General features: G+C 68.7%; 18 protein-coding genes. 8 read left to right on the top strand and 10 right to left on the bottom strand.

The features are described from left to right. Positions 1 to 132 precede the first annotated feature (132 nt). The 6 genes from NP80_RS10280 to NP80_RS10255 all read right to left on the bottom strand — a co-directional run bounded on the left by NP80_RS10280 (position 133) and on the right by NP80_RS10255 (position 6819). Positions 133 to 939 carry a lytic transglycosylase domain-containing protein gene (locus NP80_RS10280; protein ID WP_045593428.1) on the bottom strand — a complete coding sequence of 269 codons (807 nt, stop codon included), beginning with the start codon at positions 937 to 939 and terminating at the stop codon, positions 133 to 135. After that, positions 936 to 1610: a type III secretion system export apparatus subunit SctR gene (gene sctR / locus NP80_RS10275; protein WP_006411600.1), complete on the bottom strand. Its 675-nt coding sequence runs from the start codon at positions 1608 to 1610 to the stop codon at positions 936 to 938. The genes NP80_RS10280 and sctR overlap by 4 nt, the downstream gene beginning before the upstream one ends. Positions 1611 to 1613: 3 nt before the next feature. Then, on the bottom strand, positions 1614 to 2771 hold the full coding sequence (gene sctQ, locus NP80_RS10270) for a type III secretion system cytoplasmic ring protein SctQ (protein WP_045593427.1): 1158 nt from the start codon (positions 2769 to 2771) through the stop codon (positions 1614 to 1616). 347 nt (positions 2772 to 3118) lie between these two features. Further along, positions 3119 to 3517, bottom strand: a complete 399-nt coding sequence (locus NP80_RS10265) for a winged helix-turn-helix domain-containing protein (RefSeq protein WP_006410752.1) — start codon at positions 3515 to 3517, stop codon at positions 3119 to 3121. Between the two features lie 621 nt (positions 3518 to 4138). After that, positions 4139 to 6355 carry a xanthine dehydrogenase family protein molybdopterin-binding subunit gene (locus NP80_RS10260; protein ID WP_045593426.1) on the bottom strand — a complete coding sequence of 739 codons (2217 nt, stop codon included), beginning with the start codon at positions 6353 to 6355 and terminating at the stop codon, positions 4139 to 4141. Positions 6356 to 6357: 2 nt separating this feature from the next. After that, a complete protein-coding gene (locus NP80_RS10255) occupies positions 6358 to 6819 on the bottom strand; it encodes a (2Fe-2S)-binding protein (RefSeq protein WP_006411480.1) in 462 nt (153 codons plus the stop codon). A gap of 182 nt (positions 6820 to 7001) precedes the next feature. Here NP80_RS10255 and NP80_RS10250 point away from each other — a divergent pair, with 182 nt between their 5' ends. After that, positions 7002 to 7925, top strand: a complete 924-nt coding sequence (locus NP80_RS10250) for an AraC family transcriptional regulator (RefSeq protein WP_006411469.1) — start codon at positions 7002 to 7004, stop codon at positions 7923 to 7925. A gap of 80 nt (positions 7926 to 8005) precedes the next feature. Here NP80_RS10250 and NP80_RS10245 read toward each other — a convergent pair whose 3' ends face one another. The 4 genes from NP80_RS10245 to NP80_RS10230 are packed head-to-tail and all read right to left on the bottom strand — an operon-like array spanning position 8006 to position 14131. Beyond that, entirely contained in the window at positions 8006 to 10648 is a 2643-nt protein-coding gene (locus tag NP80_RS10245; protein ID WP_006411471.1) for a glycosyltransferase, read from the bottom strand. 32 nt (positions 10649 to 10680) lie between these two features. After that, entirely contained in the window at positions 10681 to 12102 is a 1422-nt protein-coding gene (locus NP80_RS10240; RefSeq protein WP_006411474.1) for a UDP-glucose dehydrogenase family protein, read from the bottom strand. A 35-nt stretch (positions 12103 to 12137) separates the two neighbouring features. Next, complete coding sequence (galE, locus tag NP80_RS10235) at positions 12138 to 13127, bottom strand: UDP-glucose 4-epimerase GalE (RefSeq protein ID WP_006411472.1); 990 nt, start codon at positions 13125 to 13127, stop codon at positions 12138 to 12140. Then, on the bottom strand, positions 13124 to 14131 hold the full coding sequence (locus NP80_RS10230) for a UDP-glucuronic acid decarboxylase family protein (RefSeq protein ID WP_006411479.1): 1008 nt from the start codon (positions 14129 to 14131) through the stop codon (positions 13124 to 13126). The genes galE and NP80_RS10230 overlap by 4 nt, the downstream gene beginning before the upstream one ends. A 136-nt stretch (positions 14132 to 14267) precedes the next feature. Between NP80_RS10230 and NP80_RS31730 the strand changes: the two genes are divergently transcribed. The 7 genes from NP80_RS31730 (at position 14268) to NP80_RS10195 (ending at position 21439) form a co-directional block, all read left to right on the top strand. Beyond that, entirely contained in the window at positions 14268 to 14936 is a 669-nt protein-coding gene (locus NP80_RS31730; protein ID WP_226823213.1) for a hypothetical protein, read from the top strand. 1325 nt (positions 14937 to 16261) lie between these two features. Beyond that, positions 16262 to 16588 carry a hypothetical protein gene (locus NP80_RS10220; RefSeq protein ID WP_006396622.1) on the top strand — a complete coding sequence of 109 codons (327 nt, stop codon included), beginning with the start codon at positions 16262 to 16264 and terminating at the stop codon, positions 16586 to 16588. A 110-nt stretch (positions 16589 to 16698) separates the two neighbouring features. Continuing rightward, on the top strand, positions 16699 to 17286 hold the full coding sequence (locus NP80_RS10215; protein ID WP_006396623.1) for a hypothetical protein: 588 nt from the start codon (positions 16699 to 16701) through the stop codon (positions 17284 to 17286). A gap of 80 nt (positions 17287 to 17366) precedes the next feature. Further along, the gene (locus NP80_RS10210; protein ID WP_006411470.1) at positions 17367 to 17648 is read left to right on the top strand and encodes a hypothetical protein; all 282 of its coding nucleotides are present in this window, start codon (positions 17367 to 17369) and stop codon (positions 17646 to 17648) included. Between the two features lie 44 nt (positions 17649 to 17692). After that, on the top strand, positions 17693 to 19183 hold the full coding sequence (locus NP80_RS10205; protein ID WP_045593423.1) for a hypothetical protein: 1491 nt from the start codon (positions 17693 to 17695) through the stop codon (positions 19181 to 19183). A gap of 147 nt (positions 19184 to 19330) precedes the next feature. Further along, complete coding sequence (locus NP80_RS10200) at positions 19331 to 19915, top strand: hypothetical protein (RefSeq protein WP_006409562.1); 585 nt, start codon at positions 19331 to 19333, stop codon at positions 19913 to 19915. A 102-nt stretch (positions 19916 to 20017) separates the two neighbouring features. After that, complete coding sequence (locus tag NP80_RS10195; RefSeq protein WP_035946319.1) at positions 20018 to 21439, top strand: sigma-54 dependent transcriptional regulator; 1422 nt, start codon at positions 20018 to 20020, stop codon at positions 21437 to 21439. Positions 21440 to 21534: the final 95 nt, after the last annotated feature.

The following is a 21534-nucleotide window of genomic DNA, read 5'->3' as shown; positions in this document are numbered from 1 at the left end:
ACGAAGAGTCTAAAAGGGCGCGTGCGGCGTGCGTGCGAGGCGTTTCGTAGCGCATCGCCGCTACGCGGCGGCGGCCGCGCCGACGCTACGAACGACGCGCGCGCATCCGGCTGCCGCGCTTGCGCCGCCCGCTCACTGGTCGAGACAGCGCACGCACAGCCGCTTCGCCTGGCTCGGCGGCAGCCCGCGGCACATCATCATGACGGGGCGTGCGTGGCACGACGGCGCGTCGGCGGAGGCGGCCGGCGACGGCAGGCGGCGCGCGCGCTCGGGTGGCGTGGCGGCGGCCGCGTCCATCCGCCGCTGGCGCGCGGGCGGCGGCACGTCGGGCACGACCGGAATCGGCGCGACGCCGCCTTCGCGCGCGTTGCGCTGTGCGCTGGCGACGACGCGGCTCACGTAGCCGCTCGAAAAACCGGTCGTGAAATTGCCGCTGTAGTAGCACGACAGCGCCGCGCGCAACGCGGCCTGCGGCGCGCGGCCCGTGCCGGCCGAGCGTGCGAAGCAGTCGGTGAGGATCGCGCCGCCCGCGCGCAGATTGCGGCACGGCTCGAACATCGTCGCGTCGTCGAGGCCGTATTTCGCGAAATTGCGCTCGTTCACCTGCGCGAGGCCGACGCTGTAGCTGAAGCCGCGCGCCGTGAGTTCGCGCACCGTCGCGCGCGCCTCGTCGAGCGATGCCGGCTGGCGCGTCAGATGGCCGCCGACCACGCCGATCGCATAGGGATTGAAGCCCGATTCGGTGCGCACCAGCGCGGCGAGCGTGTCCGGATCGACGTTCGGTGCGCACGCGCGCGCGAGCGACGCGAAGCCGGCCGTGCCGCCGGCCGCATGCGCGGGCCGCGGCTGCAGGCAGCCGAGCGCGATCGCGAGCGCCAGCGCCAGCGCGGCCAGCGCGCCAAGCCATGCCGCCGACGGGCGAGTACCGCGCGCGCTCATCCGCCCCCCGCGACGCGGTACGACAGCACGAGCCCGTGCACGAGCAGCGACCAGCCATCGAGCGCGACGAACAGCAGCAGCTTGAACGGCACCGAGATCGTGGTCGGCGAGATCATCTGCATCCCGAGCGCGAGCAGGATGTTGGCGACCAGCAGATCGACGACGATGAACACGATGTAGATCACGAAGCCGATCTGGAACGCCTTCGTCAGTTCGGCGAGCGTGAAACTCGGCACGAGCACGAGCAGATCGTCGTCCTTGATGTCGTCCGCGCGGTTCTTCGGCCAGACCGACGTCGCGGTGCGCACGAAAAAGTCGCGGTCGCGCTGCCGCGTGTGCGACACGAGGAAATCCTTGATCGGCGGCAGCGCGGCGTCCGCGAGCACGCCGACGTCCGCCGTCGACAATTGCCCCGACGTATCGAAGTGGCGCGCCTGCAGCGCGTCGCGGATCGACATCCCGACGGGCGCCATGATGAACAGCGACAGAATCAGCGCGATCCCGTTCAGCACGAGATTCGGCGGCACTTGCTGGATGCCGAGCGCGGAGCGCAGCAGCCCGAGCACGACCACGAGCTTCGTGTAGCTCGTCACCATCAGCGCGGCGAACGGCGCGATGCCGAGCGCGGCGATCACCGCGATCAGCGCGACCGGATTCGGCAGGTTGCCCATCGGTCAGCGCTCGCGCGGCGCGGGTTGCGTCAGCGTGACGACGCGCACGCCGAGCTTCTGGCCGACCGCGATCAGATGGCCGGTGCCGATCAGCATCCCGTTGGCGACGAGATGGATCACGCTCTGGTTGATCCCTTGCTGCAGCTCGATCACGGCGCCGGGTTGCAGCGCGCTCAGCTCGCCGAGCGGCATCGACGTCGGCGGCAGCTCGAAGCGCAGGTCGACCGCGAGGCCGTCGAGCGCGCGCGGCGCATCGGCCGGCGATGCGTCGTGCGCGGCGCCGGTCGCGGGCGGGGTATCGGTGCGGGTCGGTTCCAAAGGCATCTCCCTGATTCGTTCGACGGTCAGCCGGCTGCCCGACGGCCGTCCGGTGATCTCCCACGCGGGCGCGGCCGGCACGCGCGCGACGCACAGCAGGTTCTGCTCGTGCGCGTGCCAGCGCTCGATCGCGATGATGTCGCCGCCGACGACGTCCGCGAGCTCGGCCATCGTCAATTCGGTGCGGCCGATTTCGAACACGAGCGGCACCGGCAGGTTCGCGTAGAGGGCCGCCGCATCGGGCGGCGCGGCCGGCGCCGACGCGAAGAACACGGCGAGCGCGTCCGGCGCGTCGAACAGCAGGGCGCCATGGCAGCGCCACGCACCGTCCGCGCGACGCAGCTCGAAGCGCAGCGCGGCCGGCGACGCGTGCCACGCGGGCGCCGGTTCGGCAGGCGGCAGCAGTTCGACGCGCTGGCGCGTGGCGGCCTGCAGCGTCGCCGCAAACGGCGCGCCGAGATCGGCGAGCAGCGCCGCGCGGATCACGGCCGGGACGGCCGGATCGGCGGCGTCGCCGAGCCATTCGGTTTCGGCGAGCGGGTCGAGCCACAACGTGCCGGTGGCGGGGCCGACGACGAACCGGTAGGCGTGCGCGTCGGCCGCCGGCTCCGCGTCGACGCGCCAGTGCACCGCGTACGCGTGTTCGCCGAGCGCGATCGGCACGGCGGCCGTCGCACCGTATGCATGCGACAGCCCGCGTGCGGTCGCGGCCGACACGCGCGGCAGCGCGGGCGACGCGTCGAGCGCCAGCACGGCGGCGGGCGGCGTCGCACGCGTCGTGGCAGCGGACAGCGCGGCGCGGTCCGCGGCGTCGTCGGCATTCGTCAGGAACAGCGCAGGCACGGCGGGATCGGAGCGAATTCGGCGTGAGTTCGACGGGTTGTTGTGGCCGGTGGCGCAGGTCGCGCGCGGCTGCTGCGTCGATTGTAGGGAGGCGGCCGTGCGCGTGTCGCACCGGAATCCGTAGTCGTGTGCGCCGTGTCGTCGCGCGGTGGGCGCGGATTTACGAGGCGCCATGAGCGGCGCTTTGCGCGGCCGTTGGAAGGCGATCGCCGCCCTAAGGCGGCGACCGTGTCGCGACGGGAACGTATCGCAGGGCAGGCGAGCCGCGCGATGCGCGTCGCATCGTGTGTGTCGCTGCGGGGGAGCGGCGGCCGGCACGCCGCATCGCGCGGCGCCCCGGCCGATCGTTACAGGTAGTCGGCCGAGATTGCCGCTTGCTGCGCGGTGCGCACGAGCGGCGCCGCGTCGTGGCGTTCCACGTGCGTCATCGCCGCGCCGAACAGCACGAGGCGATAGCCGACCGCGTAGATCGGGATGATCCGCAGGTTCTTGTCGTGATCGAGCTGCAGCTTCGAACGGATCCGCGAGATGTGCGTATCGAGCGTGCGCGACGACACCGCGAGCTCGCGGCCCCACACGGCCTCCTGGATCGCCTGCCGCGGCACGATCTTGTTCATGTTGTCGAGCAGGAATTCGACGACGTCGAATTCGCGCGGCGTGACGTCGACGGGTTTCTCGTCGATCTCGATGGTGCGCCGCACAAAGTTGATTTTTATGTTGTCGATGTACAGGTATTTGCAATCCATGATGGCCCTCGCTGTCCGTAAAGGATTGTTGGCGAGCTGTTTACTGCAACTTCCGGGCCAGACGGATCGACGGCGACGTGCGCCCGTGGGCGAATCGCGCGCGGGCGTTGAATTCAAACGCACTTTCGGTACTTTGCAGGCGCGGGGCGGTACGCGGGCGGCGGGCAATCTTGAAGGATTGTTACGTAGCGCGGCCGCGCAAACGTTACGCACGTTACGGCGCACGTAACGTAGCGAGCGCGGAAGGGGAGGAGAGCGCGCCGGGCGAGTGTTGCTGCGGGTGCGAAGGGTAGCGAAGCGCCGGTCGCGGTGAGCGGGCGCTGACGTTGATCGCGCATCGCAGCGGATGACTACGGACGGCAACGAACGGCGCGGCAGCGGGAGGCGATGGGGCAGCGGGAGGAGATGAGCAGTGGGAGGCGGATGGGGACAGCGGCAGGCGGCGGGGCGCAACGAGCCGAGGCCAGTTGCGCCAGCGTGACAGCGTGACACCGGGACAGCGTGACAGCGTGACGCCGAGACGGCGGAAAGACAGCGAAGCCAGCGAAGGCGACGAGGGCAGCAGCCGCGCCGGCCGCCGCGCGGTGTGCGCGGCCGACCGGCGCAAGCGATCCAGCCCCGTCAAGCGCTCGCGTTCCTGCCCGAATCGAACGGCAGCACGTAGTGCCGCTTGCCGGTGGCCGCGAAGATCGCGTTCGCGACCGCCGGCCCGACCGGCGCGACGCCCGGCTCGCCGACGCCGGTCGGCGCTTCGGCGGACGGCACGATATGCACCTCGACCTTCGGCATCTCGGCCATCCGCAGCACCTGATAGCCGTCGAAGTTGCGCTGCTCGACGCGCCCGTCCTTCAGCGTGATCGCGCTGTGCATCGCTGCGCCGAGCCCGAAGCCGATACCGCCTTCCATCTGCGCGGCGACGATGTCGGGATTGATCGCGATTCCGCAGTCGACTGCGCAGACCACGCGCTCGACCTTCACCTTGCCGTCCGCATCGACCGATACCTCGGCAACCTGCGCGACATAGCTCTTGAACGCCTCGGCCACCGCGATCCCGCGTCCGCGACCTTTCGGCAGCGGCTTCGCCGGATCCCAGCCGGCCTTCTGCGCGGCCAGTTCCAGCACCGCCCGCATGCGCGGTTCCTTGGCCAGCAGGTCGCGGCGGAACAGGTACGGATCCTTGCCGGCCGCGTGCGCGGCTTCGTCGATGAAGGCCTCGACCGCGTAGGCCGTGTGCGAGCTGCCGACCACGCGCCACCAGAGCACGGGCAGGCCGACCTTGGTGGTCGTCAGTTCGACCGACACGTTCGGCACCGCGTACGGCAGGTTCGCCGCACCCTCGACCGACGTCGCGTCGATGCCGTTCTTGACCATGAAGGCCTCGAACGGCGTGCCGGCGAGGATCGACTGGCCGACGATCCGGTGACGCCAGCCCACCAGCCGGCCGTCGGCGGTCAGTCCCGCGTCGAGCTTGTGGAAGTACATCGGGCGATAGAAGCCGCCCTGGATGTCGTCCTCGCGCGTCCACTGCAGCTTGACCGGCTTGCCGTCCGCGCCGAGTGCCTTCGCGATCGACACGGCCTCGACGACGTAGTCCGACCACGCATTCGCGCGCCGGCCGAAGCTGCCGCCCGCGTACAGCGTATGGATCTGCACCTGCTCGGGCTTCAGGCCCGCGACCTTGGCCGCGTTGCCCTGGTCGACCGTCTGGAACTGATCGCCGGCCCAGATCTCGCAGCTGTCCTTGGTCAGCTTGACGACCGCGTCGAGCGGCTCCATCGGCGCATGCGCGAGATACGGGAACTCGTAGCTCGCGCTGATCCTGCGCGCGGCGCCTGCGATCGCCGCGTCGGCATCGCCGTCCTTGCGCGCCGATGCGCCGGGCTTGGCGGCCAGCTGCCGGTATTCGCGCATGATCTCGTCCGAGCCGCGCTTTTCGGCGTTCGTTTCGTCCCATTCGACCTTCAGCGCGTCGCGGCCTTGTTTCGCCGCCCAGAAGCCCGTTCCGACGACCGCGATGCCGCCCGGCACCTGCACGACCGAGACCACGCCCGGCACGGCCTTCGCAGCCGTCGCGTCGAACGACTTCACCGTCGCGCCGAAGCGCGGCGGGCGCTGCAGCAGCGCGACGCGCATGCCGGGGAACGTCGTGTCGAGCGTGAAATGCGCGGTGCCGTTCGATTTCGCCGACGCGTCGACGCGCGGAATGCGATGGCCGATCAGCTTGAAGTCGGCCGGCTGCTTCAGCACGACCTTGTCCGGTACCGGCAGCTTCGATGCATCGGCGACGAGCGTGCCGTAGGCGGCCGTCTTGCCGCTTTTCGCATGTGTGACCACACCGTTGGCGGTCGTCAGCTCGCTTGCCGGCACGTTCCAGCGCGCGGCGGCCGCCGACACGCGCATCGCACGCGCCTTGCCGCCGGCTTCGCGCAGCTGCTGCCACGAGTTCGACATCGCCGAGCTGCCGCCCGTGCCCTGCATCGTGCCGAACGCGAGGTTCGCGTAGCGCTTCGCGTCGGCCGGCGCGCTTTCGACGCGCACGCTCGACCAGTCGGCGTCGAGCTCCTCGGCGACGATCGTCGCGATGCCCGTGTAGGCGCCCTGGCCGAGTTCGACATGCTTCGCGATCACCGTGACGGCGCCGTCGGGTGTGACGCGCAGGAACGCGTTCGGCGCGAACGCGCCGGCTTCGGGCGCGGCCGTCGCGGCCGCCGCGCGCCGGCCCAGGCCGGCCCATTCGAAGCCGATCGTCAGGCTGACCGCGGCCGCTGCGCCCGCGGCCTTCAGGAACGTGCGGCGCGACGGACGCACCGAATCGCGCGTATCGAGTTCGATCGTCATGGTCACGCTCCCAGCGTCGCGGCCGCGTCGTGGATCGCCGCGCGGATCCGCGCGTAGGTCGCACAGCGGCACAGGTTGCCGTTCATCGCCGCGTCGATGTCGGCGTCGGTCGGTTTCGGGTTGTGCTCCAGCAGCGCAGTGGCGGACATGATCTGCCCGGACTGGCAGTAGCCGCATTGCGGCACCTGCAGCTTCACCCAGGCGGCCTGCACGGCCTGCGCGGGCTTGCTCTGCAGGCCTTCGATCGTCGTCACGTGCTTGCCGGCGATACCGGCGAGCGGCAGCACGCACGAGCGCACGGCCTGGCCTTCGAGGTGGATCGTGCACGCGCCGCACTGCGCCATCCCGCAGCCGAATTTCGTGCCGGTCAGCCCCGCGTGCTCGCGGATCGCCCAGAGGACGGGCATCGACGGATCGGCATCGAGCGTCACGCTCTTGCCGTTCAGGACAAACGTAGTGGCCATGGGGGTGTCTCCGTGGGGATAACCCGGCGCCGGGCCGGGATAGCCGGCAGTGTGCGCGAGCCGCCGCCGTTTTCGTCTACCCAATCCTGCAAATTTCTTGAACAATCCTGCAAATCCCGCGCGCGGCGACAGACCTTTCGCTATGCTCGCGCGACAGGGCAAACCGATTCGAGGATCTCGTGATGGACATGACCGACATCGCCGCGTCGCGCGCGGCCGGGCAGCGCGAACTGGCGTCGCTGATCGGCCGCTTTGCGCCGGTCGACGGCTCGCACGCGACCGCGGTGCCGGGCCTGATGCTGCACAAGCACGTGCGGCCCGTCGATCTCGGCTGCGCCGTGTCGCGCGCGGCGCTCGTGATTGCCGCGCAGGGCGCGAAGCGCGTGATCGTGGGCGGCCACGCGTACGAATACGATGCACAAAACTGCCTGATTACGTCGATCGACTTGCCGATCCTGTCGCGCGTGACGCGCGCGTCGGCCGACGCGCCATACCTCTGCCTGTCGCTGACGCTCGATCCGCAGCGGATCGTCGAGCTCGCGGCCGAGATGCGGCTACCGGAGCCGGAGTCCGGCCCGGAGGGCGAGGGCATCGCGCTCGCCGAGCTGACGCCGCCGCTGCTCGATGCCGCGCTGCGCCTCGTGCGGCTGCTCGACACGCCGGCCGACATCCCGGTGCTCGCGCCGCTGATCGAGAAGGAGATGCTGTACCGGCTGCTGACGAGCGCACAGGGCACGCGGCTGCGGCACATGGCCGTCGCCGGCAGCCAGACGCACCGGATCGCGCGCGCGATCGAATGGATCCGTGCGCACTTCGCGGAGCCGATGCGCGTCGAGACGCTCGCGAACGCGGTCAACATGAGCGTGTCGTCGCTGCATCATCATTTCAAGCACGTGACGACGCTGAGCCCGCTGCAGTACCAGAAGCAGCTGCGGCTGCACGAGGCGCGCCGGCTGCTGCTGCAGCAGGGCGGCGACGTCGGCTCGGTCGCCGCGAGCGTCGGCTACGAGAGCGCGTCGCAGTTCAGCCGCGAGTACAGCCGGCTGTTCGGCGCGCCGCCGATGCGCGACGTTGCGCACTTGCGGCGGCGCGAGCTGCTTGGCTGAGGAAACGGGCGGCCGCACCTCGCCGGCCGCACCTCGCCGGCCGCACCTCGCCGGCCGCACTTGCCGGCGGCACCTCGCACCTACTTCGCGACGACTTCCGCCTGCAGGAACGACGGCGCGATCCGCCAGTCCGGCACGTAGCGGGCGGGCCAGGCACCCGGCGTGTCGACCGCATTGAAATACACCACGGCCTTCAGCAGCGGATAGCGCCACAGCGAGCGCTGGAATTCGTCGAGCGCGTCGCGCTTGCGCGCGTCCGAGCCGTCGACACCGAGTTCGGTGACCATCACCGGCAGCCCGTAGTCGGCGACGCGCGCGTACTTGGTCCGCAGGATGTTTTCGGCCGACGCGCGCCCGCCCGCCGGCCACACCGCGCAACGCGGACAGTCGAACACCGACAGGCCGACTGCATCGGCGTAGCCGGGGCCGGGGAAATAGTCGTCGAGGTTGCGGTTGCCGGCCGGCGACCACACGAAGCGCAGCTGGTCGGTCATCGCGCGGCACGCATCGACGACGCGCCGGTACGCGTCGATATAGCCGGACGCGTCGCCGCTCGCCCACGGATAGCGGCCGGTGTCGGTTTCCATCTCGTGGCCCCAGCGCACGAACACCGGCGCGTGCAGTGCGGCGAGCGCCGAGCAGGTCGCCGCGATGCGCGCGTCGTAACGGCCGTGCGCGATATCGTCGAGCAGCGCGCCTGTGCGGCTGCCGGGCAGCGCCCACGGTTCGACCGTCACCATCAGCGCGCGGTTGCGCGCGTGCGCGGTGCGATACGCGTCGTCGATCTGCGTGTCGAGGTCGGGCGCGTTCCACGACACGAACACATGATCGAATGCGAGGTTCGCGTCGGACGCGAACACGCGGTCCGGGTCGTAGACGCCGAGTGCGGGCTGCTTGACCGGCTGCCCCGGCGCCGGCGCGAGCACGGCGGGCAGGCCCGAGCGCCACGTGACGGCCTGCCAGCCCTTCGGCGCGCGCAGCGCGATGCCGGCGACCAGCATCGCGAGCGCGAACACGAACAGCGCGTTGCGCACCGGCAGGCGGCTGAAGAACATCTGCGCGGGCGCAGACGCGGCGCGCCCCTGTTCCTTGCCGTGATTGACGGCGACCACGGCCGCGATCACGAAGTACAGGATGCTCGTCAGCGTCGAAAACAGATAGAAGCCGCCGGCGTTGTGCGGATTCTCGATCGCGACGACGGGCGAACTGCAGAACAGCGAGATCAGCAGATACGGCGCGACGACGCGCAGCGGCGCGTCCTGCTCGATCGCGCCGCCCTTCGGCGTGACCTTGAAGGCGAATTCCTTGCCGCGGATGCAGTCGACGATCGCCGACAGGCAGCCGAGCACGACCCACGGCCAGCGCGCGAACACGAACGACAGGCCTTCCCACGACAGCAGCTTCGTGTTCAGAGGCCGACACGACTGCGTCGCGTGCGTGGACCAGGTGACGACGCAGAGGATCAGCACGCTGAGCGGCACCGCGTAGGCGAGATACGTAATGTAGTCGACGTGCGCCCACACGCGCCCCGTGAGCAGCGCGGCGACCGGGATCGCGACGCCGCCCGCCATCGCGAGCGCACAGAGCGGATACCACAGCTGGCAGAACAGGAACTGCGCCTTCAGTTTCAGCGGCAGCCCGCCGAAATAGCGGCGCGTGTAGCGCAGCATGATGATCATCACGCTCTTCGACCACTGGAATTCCTGCGTGGCGAGATCGGCGAACGTACGCGGCCCTTCGCCGTTCGCGATCGCGTTCAGTGCGTGCATGCCGCGCCAGCCGTGCGCGTTGAAGATCATCGTCGTCGAATGATCTTCGGCGAGTTCGGGGCCGAGGCCGCCGATCTCGCGCAGCGCGCGGCAGCGCACCGCGTAGTGCGAGCCGATGCAGAGCGGCGCGAGACCGCCCGCATAGCCGGCCTGCATCGTGCCGTGAAGCGGGCCCTCGACGTTCACGCGCCCGCGCGCGCTCCAGCTCAGCGCGGCATTGCTGTCGCAGATGCTCGGCGCGGACACGTAGCCGACCGCCGGATCGACGAACGGACGCAGCATCTCCTCGAGATACGTGCGCGTCGGCACATGATCGGCGTCGAGCTGCGACACGAAATCGTAGTTGTCGTAGCCGTACGTGTCGTAGAAGTACGCGAGGTTGCCTTCCTTGCATTTCGTGCGGCGCGGCCAGCTCGCGCGGTGATAGTCGGCGACGCCGCGCCGCGTCGACACGCGCACGCCGTGCAGGCGACACCATTCGAGCGTGGCCGGAGTCGGATCCTCGTCGGCGAGCCAGGTGTCGTGCGGGTAGGTCTGATCGAGCATCGCGAGCAGCGTCGTGCGCACGACCTCGAACGGCTCGGACGGCGCCTTCGTGACGACCATCGCGACGCGCCAGCCGCGCGGCACGTCGAGCGCCGGGTTCGGCACGACCGCGGAGCGGATGATGAAGATGAAGTAGCCGGGAATGAAGGTGGTCCAGAACAGGATGAAGCAGTTGACGCCGAAGCGGAACGCATCGACGTAATGCTCGTCGCGCAGCCACCAGCGCCAGAAGATCGCGAGCGCGGCGACCCAGCACAGCGCGAGCAGATGAAAGATCGTGCGCGTGCCGCTGTCCATCAGCGGCACCACGAGCGGCACATCGGTTTCGGCGCTTTCGGCGCGGCCGGCCTGGGCGTCGGACGCCTCCGACGCCGCGCCGCCGGCGAGCGACGCAACGAGCTTCTCCATGGTGTTCCCCCCAACGGTCTCGCATACGCGAGTTAGTTCGAGTCGATCATCAGCTTTGAAGCAGGCTGCGGCGCAGCCGTCGTATCGTCGGCGACCGGCACGCGGCCGCGCGCGGCGTCGGCCGGCGTGCGTGCGCTGCACGAGCGGCCGACGCGCTCGTAGCGGCGAAAGCCGCAGTCGACCGCGCGCCGTTCGTCGAACAGGTTGCGCATGTCGAGCATCACCGGGTCCGACATGTGGTCGGCGAGATCCGCGAGATCGAGCGTCTCGAAGGCTTTCCACTCGGTCATCACGACGACGGCGTCGGCGCTGCGCACCGCGTCGACCGCCGAGCTTTCCATGAACACCTGCGGCAGCAGCCGCGACGCCTCGTGCGGCCGCGCGGGATCGTAGGCGCGGATATGCGCGCCCGCGCCGACGAGCAGCTGGATCACGTCGATGCTCGGGCTTTCGCGCACGTCGTCCGTCTGCCCCTTGAACGTGAGGCCGAGCACCGCGATGCGCTTGCCCTTGATCGAGCCGCCGCACGCGTTTTCGATCCGCTGGAGGATCTGCGCCTTGCGCAGCGCATTCGATTCGATCGCCGCGCTGACGATGCGCAGCGGCACCGCGTGTTCGGATGCGGTCGCCTTCAGCGCGCGCGTGTCCTTAGGAAAGCACGAGCCGCCCCAACCGGGCCCCGCCTTCAGGAATGCCGCGCCGATCCGCCGGTCGAGGCCCATTCCGTTCGCGACGAGCTCGACGTCGGCGCCGACCGCTTCGCAGAGGTCCGAAATCTCGTTGATGTAGCTGATCTTCACCGCGAGAAACGCATTGGCCGCGTACTTGACGAGTTCGGCCGTCTCGATCTCGGTCGCGAGCACGAGATGGCCGGCCGCGGCGAGCGGGGCATAGATCGCGTTCATGATCTCGATCGCGCGCGGATGCTCGGCGCCGAACACGACGCGATCCGGATGCATGAAGTCGTCGATCGCCGACCCTTCGCGCAGGAACTCGGGGTTCGACGCAATCGCGGTGCCGATCCCGGGCGGCGCATGACGCTCGACGATGTCCTGCACGCGCCGGTTCGTGCCGACCGGCACCGTCGATTTCGTGACGACGACCGTGAAGCCGTTCAGGTTCGATGCGATGTCGCGCGCGGCGGCTTCGACGTACTGCAGGTCCGCGCGATCGGTGCCCGGCAGCGTCGGCGTGCCGACCGCGATGAACACCGCGTCGCGGTCGCGCACGCTCGCGGCGAGATCGCTGCTGAACCGCAGCGTCCCGCGTCCGACGTTGCGCGCGACGAGCGCGTCGAGGCCGGGCTCGTAGATCGGCATGCAGCCCTGGTTCAGCGCGTCGATCTTGCCGCGATTGTTGTCGATGCAGACGACGTCGTGTCCGAGCTCCGCCAGACACGCGCCGCTGACGAGCCCGACATAGCCGGTGCCGACGATGGCGATCCGCACATTCATGGTTATCCCCGTGATTGGTTGAACGACGCCTGGTATTACTTGTTCGACACGAGCGGCAGCTCCTGACGGAACCACCGCACCGCATGCTCGACCATCGGCTCGATCCCGGCGAAGCGCGGGCGCCAGCCGAGCACGAGCGCGGCTTTCGTCGCGTCCGCATACAGCGCCGGCGGATCGCCGGGGCGGCGCGCGGCCATGACGGTCGGCACGCGCGATCCGGTCGCCGTTTCGACCGCGCGTACGAGCTCGAGCACCGACGTGCCCGTGCCCGTACCGAGATTCAGCGCGACGCTGTTGCCGCCACGGCACAGATACGCGGTGGCCTTGACGTGCGCATCGGCGAGATCGCTCACGTGCACGTAGTCGCGCACGGCCGAGCCGTCGGGCGTCGGATAGTCGGTGCCCATCACCGTGAACGGGCGGCCGGTACCCAGCGCCGCGCGGATCGCGAGCGGCAGCGCATGCGTTTCGGGTTCGTGGTTTTCGCCGAGCAGGCCGTCCGGGTCCGCGCCCGCTGCATTGAAGTAGCGCAGCGCGACCCACTGCAATCCGTAGGCGCGCTCGAAGTCGGCCGCCATCCTCTCCATCGCGTACTTCGTGAAGCCGTACGGGTTGATCGGATGCTGCGGCGTGTGTTCGCAGATCGGCAGCGCATCGGGAATCCCGTACGTCGCACACGACGACGACAGCACGATCCGGCCGACGCCGGCCGTCCGCATCGCGTTCAGCAGCGTGCAGGTGCCTGTCACGTTCGTCGCGTAATAGCGATCGGGCGCGAGCACCGATTCGCCGACGTACGCGAGCGCCGCGAAGTGAATCACGATGTCGGGCCGATGTGCGGCGAGCGCGCGGCCGAGTGCGTCGCGGTCGAGGATGCTGCCGACGACGAGCGGCCCCCAGCGCACCGCGTCGCGATGGCCGGTGGACAGATCGTCGTACGCGACCGGCGCATGCCCGGCCTCCGCGAGCGCCTTGCACGTATGGCTGCCGATATAGCCGGCGCCGCCTGTGACGAATACTTTCATGCGGCCGCTCCGGTCATCTGCAGCATCGGCGCGATCCACAGTTCGCGGGCGAAGTAGTCGACGGTGCGGCGCAGCCCCTCGTCGAGATCGACGCATGGCCGCCAGCCGAGCTCGGTCGCGGCGACCGAGATGTCGGGGCGACGCTGATGCGGATCGTCGATCGGCAGCGGGCGGAATACGATCTCGGATTGAGAACCGGTCAGCGCGAGCACCTTCTGCGCGAGCTCGATCATCGTGAATTCGACCGGATTGCCGATGTTGACCGGCATCCCGACGTTGCGCTCGGCGCCCATCAGGCAGAAGAAGCCGTCGATCAGATCGCTGACGAAACAGAACGAGCGCGTCTGCAGGCCGTCGCCGTAAATCTCGAGCGGCTCGCCGTTCAATGCGCCGACGATGAAGTTCGACACGACGCGGCCGTCGCGCGGCGACATTCGCGGCCCGTACGTATTGAAGATGCGTGCGACGCGCACGTCCACGCCGTACGTGCGGTAGTAGTCGTAGCAGAGCGCCTCGGCGGCGCGCTTGCCTTCGTCGTAGCACGCGCGCGGGCCGATCGTATTGACGTTGCCGCGATACGTTTCCATCTGCGGATGCACGCTGGGGTCGCCGTAGATCTCGCTCGTCGAGGCCTGGAACACGCGCGCGCCGGTCTTGCGGGCGAGCGCGAGACAGTGGTTCATCCCGAGCACGTTCGTCATCATCGTGTGGACCGGATCGTGCTGATACGTCGGCGGCGATGCCGCGCAGGCGAGATTCCAGATCTCGTCGACCTGCAGCTGCGGCAGGCCGAGCGTGACGTCGGCTTTGAGGAACTCGAAACGACCCGACGCCTTCAGGTCGGCGACGTTCAGCTTGCGTCCCGTCAGCAGGCTGTCGACGCAGACGACGTGCGCGCCCTCGACGACGAGGCGCTCGCATACATAGCTGCCGAGAAATCCGGCGCCGCCCGTCACGAGCACGCGCTGGCCGACGCGCGTCTCGATCGCTACCCGGTCATTCATGGTCTTCTCCTTCGTCGCACATCGCCGGGAGCCGGACAGCGAGCGCTGCGGCGCACGCGCGCACGATGCCTGCGTCGCTGCAGGGACGCAGTGCCGGCACGTGCCGTTGCTGCTCCGCTGATGTCGACGAAGCGCCGTGAACGACGCTTCGATTGCGCAGACTTCCCCGTTGATGCTGGGCCGACGCACGCGTCGCCCGTTCGCTGATGGTCTTCATTGCCGCTTCCCCGACGTGGCTTATGAGCGGGCGGCTGCCGCCCGTTTTTCGGGTCGTGCAGGCCGCCTGCCTGAACCGGACATGAGGCAAGCCGCATGCCAACCGCGATGCGGCTGCGGTCCGGCCGTCGCCGTGCATGCGCCGACGTGTCGTTGCGCGCGCAGCGGGCGGCGCGGCACGCGCGCTTGTTTCATGCGTGTATCGTGGGGACAGGATGGGCGTGCGGCGCGATGCGCGCATTCGGGCGAACCGGCACCATTCGGCATGCGCCGCGCCAAGGCGCGCAGCACGACATGCGACGCCACGCGTGCCGAATGCGGATGTTTCAAAGTTGAGATTCGAACCGCGCTGAAGCACGGAAAGTGTTCATTGGATGCAACGCGGGATCTGCGATTCGAGATCGACGATGCGTCATCGATCGATACGGAAAGTCGCCCACGCGACGATTCGATCCGAATTGATCTACGTCAATTCATTGGAGTCGCCGTTATGTGGGAAAGCGCGCTGATCGATGGGCGAATTTCGGTTTTGCGCCGATTTGTTTCGATCGATTTTCTCGATTCGACCGCGCCGTGTTTTCACGAATGAATCAAATGCGCGCGGCGTGGCGCGATGTGCGTGCGTCGTTCGCACGCCGAGGCCGGCGACGCGGCGGTTTTCGGTCCGGCCGTCCGCCTCCGGTTTTCATTCGTGTGCACGCAAGCGCGACGTCGTGCGCGCGCGGCGACCGATTGGCTTGCCGCGCGCGGCGTACCGCGCGAGCGACGCAGGCGTGCGCATCTCAAGTTTGAAACACTTGTTCCGACGACGGCGTGCGCGCGTCGCGCCAGCCGATTTCTCAGCCTTTTCCCGCCATTGCTTCGCCGCGCTTGACGATCGCCGGCGGCGCGCGGCCGTTATTGCGATACATTCCTGAAACAAAAAGCGCCATTCCCGACGGCGCGCCCGCGCGTTGCGGCGAGAGGCCGCGCGCAGCGTCCGATGGCACAACGCATGGCACGCGGTTTGCGGTATGGGACGCACCGGCGAGCGGTCGACGCGACGCGACAAAGATGTGGGGCGACCAACTCGTCAATAAGCCAGTCGGGGAAACGGCGATGAAGACCAACAGCAGTAGCTTGATCCGCGCGATTCACGCGCAACAGTGGGGAAGTCGAAAGAATCGGGGTATTGCTCGCGACGCGGTGCCAGCTTCGCGGGTCTCTGCTCGCCGATTCGACGGCATCCGCGTGCTCCGGCTCCTGGAGGGCTTGCCGTTCGCGGCGGCGCTCGAGCGCATCCGGTGTCGCGCTCCATTCCGCTCGCTCCGCAGCGCCGGCCCGTTCATTCCGAACGGCCCGATACCGTTCCGTGTTCGACCGTGCCGCGCGATACCAAGCGCGCCGCCCGCATGCCGGCGTCGGCTCGACTAGGCCGCGTACCGTCGCACGCTTTTCCGGAACCCGTTCCGTCGATCGCTCAGGGAGAAACCATGCCGCCTGATCGCAATGGGGGACCGCGCGCGCCCGGCTGAACAGCGCGTTCCGGCACGGCCGGATTTCATCGTACCGATTCTGTTTCGCCCGTTTTCGATTCGCATCGCACTGTCGTATTCAGGCAGTCGCCCGGACGATATTCGAAAAAGGCGGAATGGGGCAGTGCGCGCGATTAAAGGCGGTATGAATTAAGGTGTTTTCGAATTGGTTTTAATGTTCAGCAAACTAATAGAAAACACCTAACAACGATATTTGGACAACTGAACAACGTGAAACTACACTTCGGCTGACCAAAAATAGATAAGCAAATCGATTTAAAGGAATGTGAATACGGTTAATTAAAAAGTAATCCTGTTCGAAGGGATTGCTTGAAGCAGGGACGGTTGTCGGCGTGCGACCTTCCCTGCCTGTTCCGTCCACGCCGTTATGGAGTCGACCATGAAGAAGCTTCTGATTGCAGCAGCAGTTCTGGCGGTTTCGGGTGCAGCGTTCGCAGGTGGCGGCACGGTTTCGAGCAGCAGCTCGTCGAGCGTCGGCGGCACGTCGGCCGGCGTCGTCGGGTTCGGCCACTTCACCGCGACCGATTCGGGCTCGGCGCTCGGCGCAGCCGGCGCAACCGCCGGCTATGGCGGCAGCAGCTCGATCTCGTACACGAACCATACGAATACGTCGACGGTCGGCGGCTACGGCTTCGGCGGCGCACAGGCCGGCGGCCAAAGCGGCGCGAATGCTGGCTCGATCGGCTGGACGACGTTCCACCACTAAGTCGCGGCGCGTAGCGTTCGTCATTGGCTGGTGGCAGCGAGTGCCGGTTTCGCCCGATGCGGGCGGGGCCGGCCCGCTACCGCCAAACTTCCTCACAGCAAGGAATTGCTATGAAAGCCAACGTCATTTTAGCGACAGCGCTCACCGCCATTTCATCGGTCGTATGGGCGGCCGGGTCGACGACCAATCAGACACAGTCCGTCGCGGCGGGCGTGTCCGGATCGGTACTGGTCGGCTCCGGCAGCTATACGAGCAACTCGAATTCGGTAGCGGGCGCGAACGCAGGAAGCACCGTGACACCCGCCGGGTCCGCCGGCACGGCATCCGCCTTTCACAACTCGACCTCGACGGCCAGCGGTTCGGGCACGAACGGGGGCGCGTTTGCGGCAGGCGGCGGTATCGGTGCCGCAGGGTCGTACGGCGGAAACAGCAGCACGAATGTGAACGCGAATGCATTGTCGGGAGGGGTGACCGCCACGATCGTTCTCGGCGCAAACCACTACACGGCAACGGGGGCGAACGATCAGGGCAACGCGAACGGGTGGGCGGGGGCCGTTTCCGGTCCCGGCGGCTCGGGCACGATCGCGGGCTCGAATCACTTCAACTCGTCGACCGTGTGGAGTACCGGCCCGGCCGGCTCGCCGTCCGCCTCGGGCGGCAGTCAGGCAGGTTCAGGCGCGAACGCAGGCAGTCATTAGCAGGAGATGTGGGGGGACCAGTTTCGCAGTGACGCTGGTCTCTTTTCCCGCATTGTTGTCACGTTAGGTAAGGAGTTGGCATGAAGCACAAACTGATTGCCGCCGCTCTGATGCTCGCGTCTTTGACGGCGTATGGCGCTGACCGTGCTGCCGAGGACGTGCAATCGAATATGCAGACGTCAAACGACCTTGCCCAGACAACCAAACCGTCAGAACAACAAACGCTTTCGGCGGGCGGTGCCATCGGCGGACCGACTTCCCAGCAATGGCAGGGAATGGCGGACGGCTCGTGGTCCCAGCTCGGCAGCGGCTGGAAACAGTTCGGGGAAGCGGGAAAAGCTGAAATCATTCAGGGGAATTAGCACGGTTGCCTGGGTGGGAGGTCAATCCTCGTCCGGAGAGTGAAATGAACAGCAACAAGATCAAGGTGGCATGTGCGGCGTTGTTCGCGATGACCACGATCGGTACCCACGCGCAAACGGCCGACTCGAACTCGGGTTCGCAGTCGTCGAGCACGGCAACGGCAGTCAGCCTGGGTGGCGGCTCGAGCATCAGCACGAACAACAACACGAACAACAACACGACCACGTCGACTTCGCGCGGCGGCAATGCCACCAGCACGAGCGGGGTTCGGGGCAGCGGCAATTCGAACGTGCAGGTGAACGTGACGATGCCGTCCGCGGCGAGCGGCGGCCTGAATCAGCCGCAGGGCGTCAATACGCTCGCGTCGGCCGGCGCACCGGGCACGAGTCCGTACAACACGCAGACGACCGAAAACGTCAATTATTCCGGCACGCAGACGATCAAGACCAACCCGGCGATCCAGGCACCGGGCCTCACGACCACGCTGTCCGACACCTGCATGGGTTCGGTGAGCGTCGGCGTGTCGTTCCCGGGATTCGGCGCGACGGGCGGCACGACGCTCGTCGACCAGGCCTGCGTGCGTCGTCTCGATGCGCGCGAATTCCGTGCGATGGGCCTGACCGACGTCGCACTCGCGCTGCTCTGCCAGAGCGATGCGAACCGGCGCGCGGTCGAAGCCACCGGCCATCTGTGCCCGGGCACGACCGCACCGCTCGCGCGCTCGAACGTCGCGCCGTCGGCGGAAGCGACCGTCGCCGACGACATCAAGTACCGCGATCCGCTCGTGCGCAGCCGCCTCGGCCTGCCGCCGCTCGACGCGGCCGTGCCGGCAGCGGCGGCGACGCGCCCGATCGCGACGAGCGCCGTGCAGAGTGCGCCGCTGTCGATGCCCGCGCCGGCACCCGCCGTCGCGAAGGCGGCGCAGGCCGCGGCGGCGATCCCGGCTGCCGTCGCACCGGCTGCGGCCGCGGTGCCGTCCGCTGCGCAATCGGCGGCGAGCGCAGTGCCGGCGGCCGCGGTCGTCGCCGCACCGGCCGTTGTCGAGAAGGCTGCGCCGGTTGCCGAGACGAAGGCGCCCGAGCCCGTGCCGGCCGCGACCGACAAGGCCGCGCAAGCGGCGGCCGCGCCGGCCGTCGACACGAAGGCGCCGGAAGCCGCGCAGGCTGCAGCCGACACGACGCCGGCCGCCGCAGTCGTTGCCGCACCGGCCGCGCAAGCCGCCGCACCGGCGGTCGATGCGAAGGCCGATGCCGCGGCGCAGCCGGCAGCCGAGCCGGCCGCCGCCCCGCAGTCGACCGCTGCCGCACCGGCGGAACCGATGCCGGAAGCCGCGCAGCAGCCTGCGGCCGCCGATACGCCGGTCGCCGCCGAACCGGCCACCGAACCGGCTGCCGCACCGGCGCCGCAGGCCGCTGATGTCCCGGCGCTCGCCGAGCCGGCGAAGGACGCCGTGCCGGCCGCGATCGACCAGGCCGCTCCGGCGGCGCCGGCCGCGCCGATGCCGACGGTGGTGTCGACTAGCACGTCGTCGTGAACGGCGGCCCGGCCCCGTGCGACCGGTACGCCGGCCGCGCGGGACCGGGCGCGCGACACGACGATCGCTGCGGTTTGACGGGTGTTGGTCCCATCCCCGAGGTCAACACCTCTTTTTGCCTGACGAGGATGCAAGGAGGCCTCAATCATGAGGATCTTTTTGGTCGCTCTGCTGCTGTACAGCGTGCAGGCCGCCGCACAGGCGGTATTTCAGAACCCCGCGGTCTTCGTGATTCTCAGCGAACAGACGCTCGCGAATGCGGCCAGCGTGCAGCAGGCGCTGACGACGCTCGGCCGGCCCGACAACACGGCCTGCGTGCCGATGATGATGGTCGGCGATCCGCAGGTGGTGTACATGGTGCCCGAGGCCGGTCATGCGCCGTCGTGGCAATCGCCGTCGTACGAGCGCGGCGTGCCGTTCGACGCGCAGCGCGGGCCGGTACCGACGGGCAAGACGGTCGGCGCGATGCAGCATGCGCACGACATGCAGACGCAGCCGTGGGAGGACAGCAGTGCGATCACGCAGAAGATCGCCGGCGACGCGAGCGTGACCGCGTCGAGCACGGTCAGCGAATGGCAGAGCAGCAAGCTGAACACGATCGAAACCGCGCGCGCGTCGGAGGTGATCGTCAACGGCAAGACCTATCGCGCGTACCGCGACGATCTGAACCATACCGCACCGCCCGTCGTCGAGCCGCAGATTTACACGCAGCGCGTGATCTTCTGCCGATAACGCCCCTTGATCCCGGCGCACGCCGGTATTGCGCGACGCGGCGGCGCGACAGCGCGCCGTACCGCACCGGCGCAGCCGATTCCGCCTTGCGGCGAGGCCACCGTGAACAACCGTTGCCCGATCAGTTTCTCCGCCTCGCAGCACAGCGAGCCGCTCGTGTGCCCGCCGTCGTTCGCGGCGCTCCGGCGCAACCGCGTGGTGCCGGCGCGGCCGCTCGTCTATTTGTCGCCGCGCCCCGACGCCGCGCTCGTCGACTGTCTCGCGTCGAACGGATGGGACGTGTGGCACGCGAAGACCGTTGCGGACGCACTCAATTACCTGCGCGGAAATCGGCTGTATGCGGGCATCGTCGATTTCGACGGATTCGCCGCGCTCGACGTCGCCGCGTTCGAGGCGGTGCTGCGCGATCCGCGCGTGGGCTGGGTCGCGCTGGCCGGCGACGAGCGGCTGAAGGACGTCGCGCTGTGCCGGCTGATTCGCCAGTGCTGCTTCGACTACGTGCGCAACGCGAGCGCGTATACGACGATCGGCTATCTCGTCGGCCATGCGTACGGCATGCTGAAGCTCGCGGAAGCCGCTCCGGACCGGCAGACCGACGCGCCGGGCGGCACGATGATCGGCGCATGCGACGCGATGCGCCGGCTGTTCGCGACGATCCGCAAGGTCGCGAACACCGATGCGGCGGTGTTCGTCGCCGGCGAGTCGGGCACCGGCAAGGAGCTGACGGCCGCCGCGATCCACCAGCAGTCGGCGCGCGCGCACGGGCCGTTCGTGCCCGTCAACTGCGCGGCGATTCCGCCGACGCTGCTGCAGGCCGAACTGTTCGGCTACGAGCGCGGCGCGTTTACGGGCGCGCATCAGCGCAAGATCGGCCGCATCGAGGCCGCGCACGGCGGCACGCTGTTTCTCGACGAGATCGGCGACATGCCGTTCGAGAGCCAGGCGAGCCTGCTGCGCTTTCTGCAGCAGGGGACGATCGAACGTCTCGGCGGCCATGCGTCGATTCCGGTCGACGTGCGGATCGTGTCGGCGACGCACGTCGATCTCGAAGCGGCGATGCAGGACGGGCGGTTCCGCGCTGACCTCTACTACCGGCTGTGCGTGATGCGGATCGACGAGCCGCCGCTGCGCGCGCGCGGCCGCGACATCATGCTGCTCGCCGAGCACATGCTGCATCGGTTTCGCGGCGACTGCGCGCACCGGATCCGCGGCTTCGCGCCGTGCGCGGTGGAGGCAATCTACAACTATGGGTGGCCCGGCAACGTGCGCGAGCTGATCAACCGGATCCGCTTCGCGATCGTGATGACGAACGGCTCGACGATCACGGCAGCCGATCTCGAGCTCGGTGCGTATACGTCGCAACGGCCGCCGACGCTGGCCGAAGCGCGCCGGCAGGCCGAGCGGCGCGCGATCGAGGAGACGCTGATGCGCCATCGCCACCAGCATGCGGACGTCGCTGCGGCGCTCGGCGTGTCGCGTGCGACGTTGTACCGGCTGATGACCGCGCACGGGCTGCACGCGTAACGCGCGCTTGCGCAGGGCGGCGCGCGCCGTGTCCAACGCGCCCAACGCGCCCAACGCGCCCAACGCGCCCAACGCGCCCAACGCGCCCGGCGCGC

The sequence above is a fragment of the Burkholderia multivorans ATCC BAA-247 genome, assembly GCF_000959525.1.
GTDB lineage: Bacteria > Pseudomonadota > Gammaproteobacteria > Burkholderiales > Burkholderiaceae > Burkholderia > Burkholderia multivorans.
The sequence above is the reverse complement of the archived record's forward strand: the minus strand, read 5'-3'. Positions and strand labels throughout refer to the sequence as shown.

Excerpts from the sequence above, each read along its gene's own strand:
- NP80_RS10280 (WP_045593428.1), bottom strand. The coding sequence starts at position 939 with ATGAGCGCGCGCGGTACTCGCCCGTCGGCGGCATGGCTTGGCGCGCTG.
- sctR (WP_006411600.1), bottom strand. The coding sequence starts at position 1,610 with ATGGGCAACCTGCCGAATCCGGTCGCGCTGATCGCGGTGATCGCCGCG.
- NP80_RS10265 (WP_006410752.1), bottom strand. The coding sequence starts at position 3,517 with ATGGATTGCAAATACCTGTACATCGACAACATAAAAATCAACTTTGTG.
- NP80_RS10260 (WP_045593426.1), bottom strand. The coding sequence starts at position 6,355 with ATGACGATCGAACTCGATACGCGCGATTCGGTGCGTCCGTCGCGCCGC.
- NP80_RS10255 (WP_006411480.1), bottom strand. The coding sequence starts at position 6,819 with ATGGCCACTACGTTTGTCCTGAACGGCAAGAGCGTGACGCTCGATGCC.
- NP80_RS10250 (WP_006411469.1), top strand. The coding sequence starts at position 7,002 with ATGGACATGACCGACATCGCCGCGTCGCGCGCGGCCGGGCAGCGCGAA.
- NP80_RS10245 (WP_006411471.1), bottom strand. The coding sequence starts at position 10,648 with ATGGAGAAGCTCGTTGCGTCGCTCGCCGGCGGCGCGGCGTCGGAGGCG.
- NP80_RS10240 (WP_006411474.1), bottom strand. The coding sequence starts at position 12,102 with ATGAATGTGCGGATCGCCATCGTCGGCACCGGCTATGTCGGGCTCGTC.
- galE (WP_006411472.1), bottom strand. The coding sequence starts at position 13,127 with ATGAAAGTATTCGTCACAGGCGGCGCCGGCTATATCGGCAGCCATACG.
- NP80_RS10230 (WP_006411479.1), bottom strand. The coding sequence starts at position 14,131 with ATGAATGACCGGGTAGCGATCGAGACGCGCGTCGGCCAGCGCGTGCTC.
- NP80_RS10220 (WP_006396622.1), top strand. The coding sequence starts at position 16,262 with ATGAAGAAGCTTCTGATTGCAGCAGCAGTTCTGGCGGTTTCGGGTGCA.
- NP80_RS10215 (WP_006396623.1), top strand. The coding sequence starts at position 16,699 with ATGAAAGCCAACGTCATTTTAGCGACAGCGCTCACCGCCATTTCATCG.
- NP80_RS10210 (WP_006411470.1), top strand. The coding sequence starts at position 17,367 with ATGAAGCACAAACTGATTGCCGCCGCTCTGATGCTCGCGTCTTTGACG.
- NP80_RS10205 (WP_045593423.1), top strand. The coding sequence starts at position 17,693 with ATGAACAGCAACAAGATCAAGGTGGCATGTGCGGCGTTGTTCGCGATG.
- NP80_RS10200 (WP_006409562.1), top strand. The coding sequence starts at position 19,331 with ATGAGGATCTTTTTGGTCGCTCTGCTGCTGTACAGCGTGCAGGCCGCC.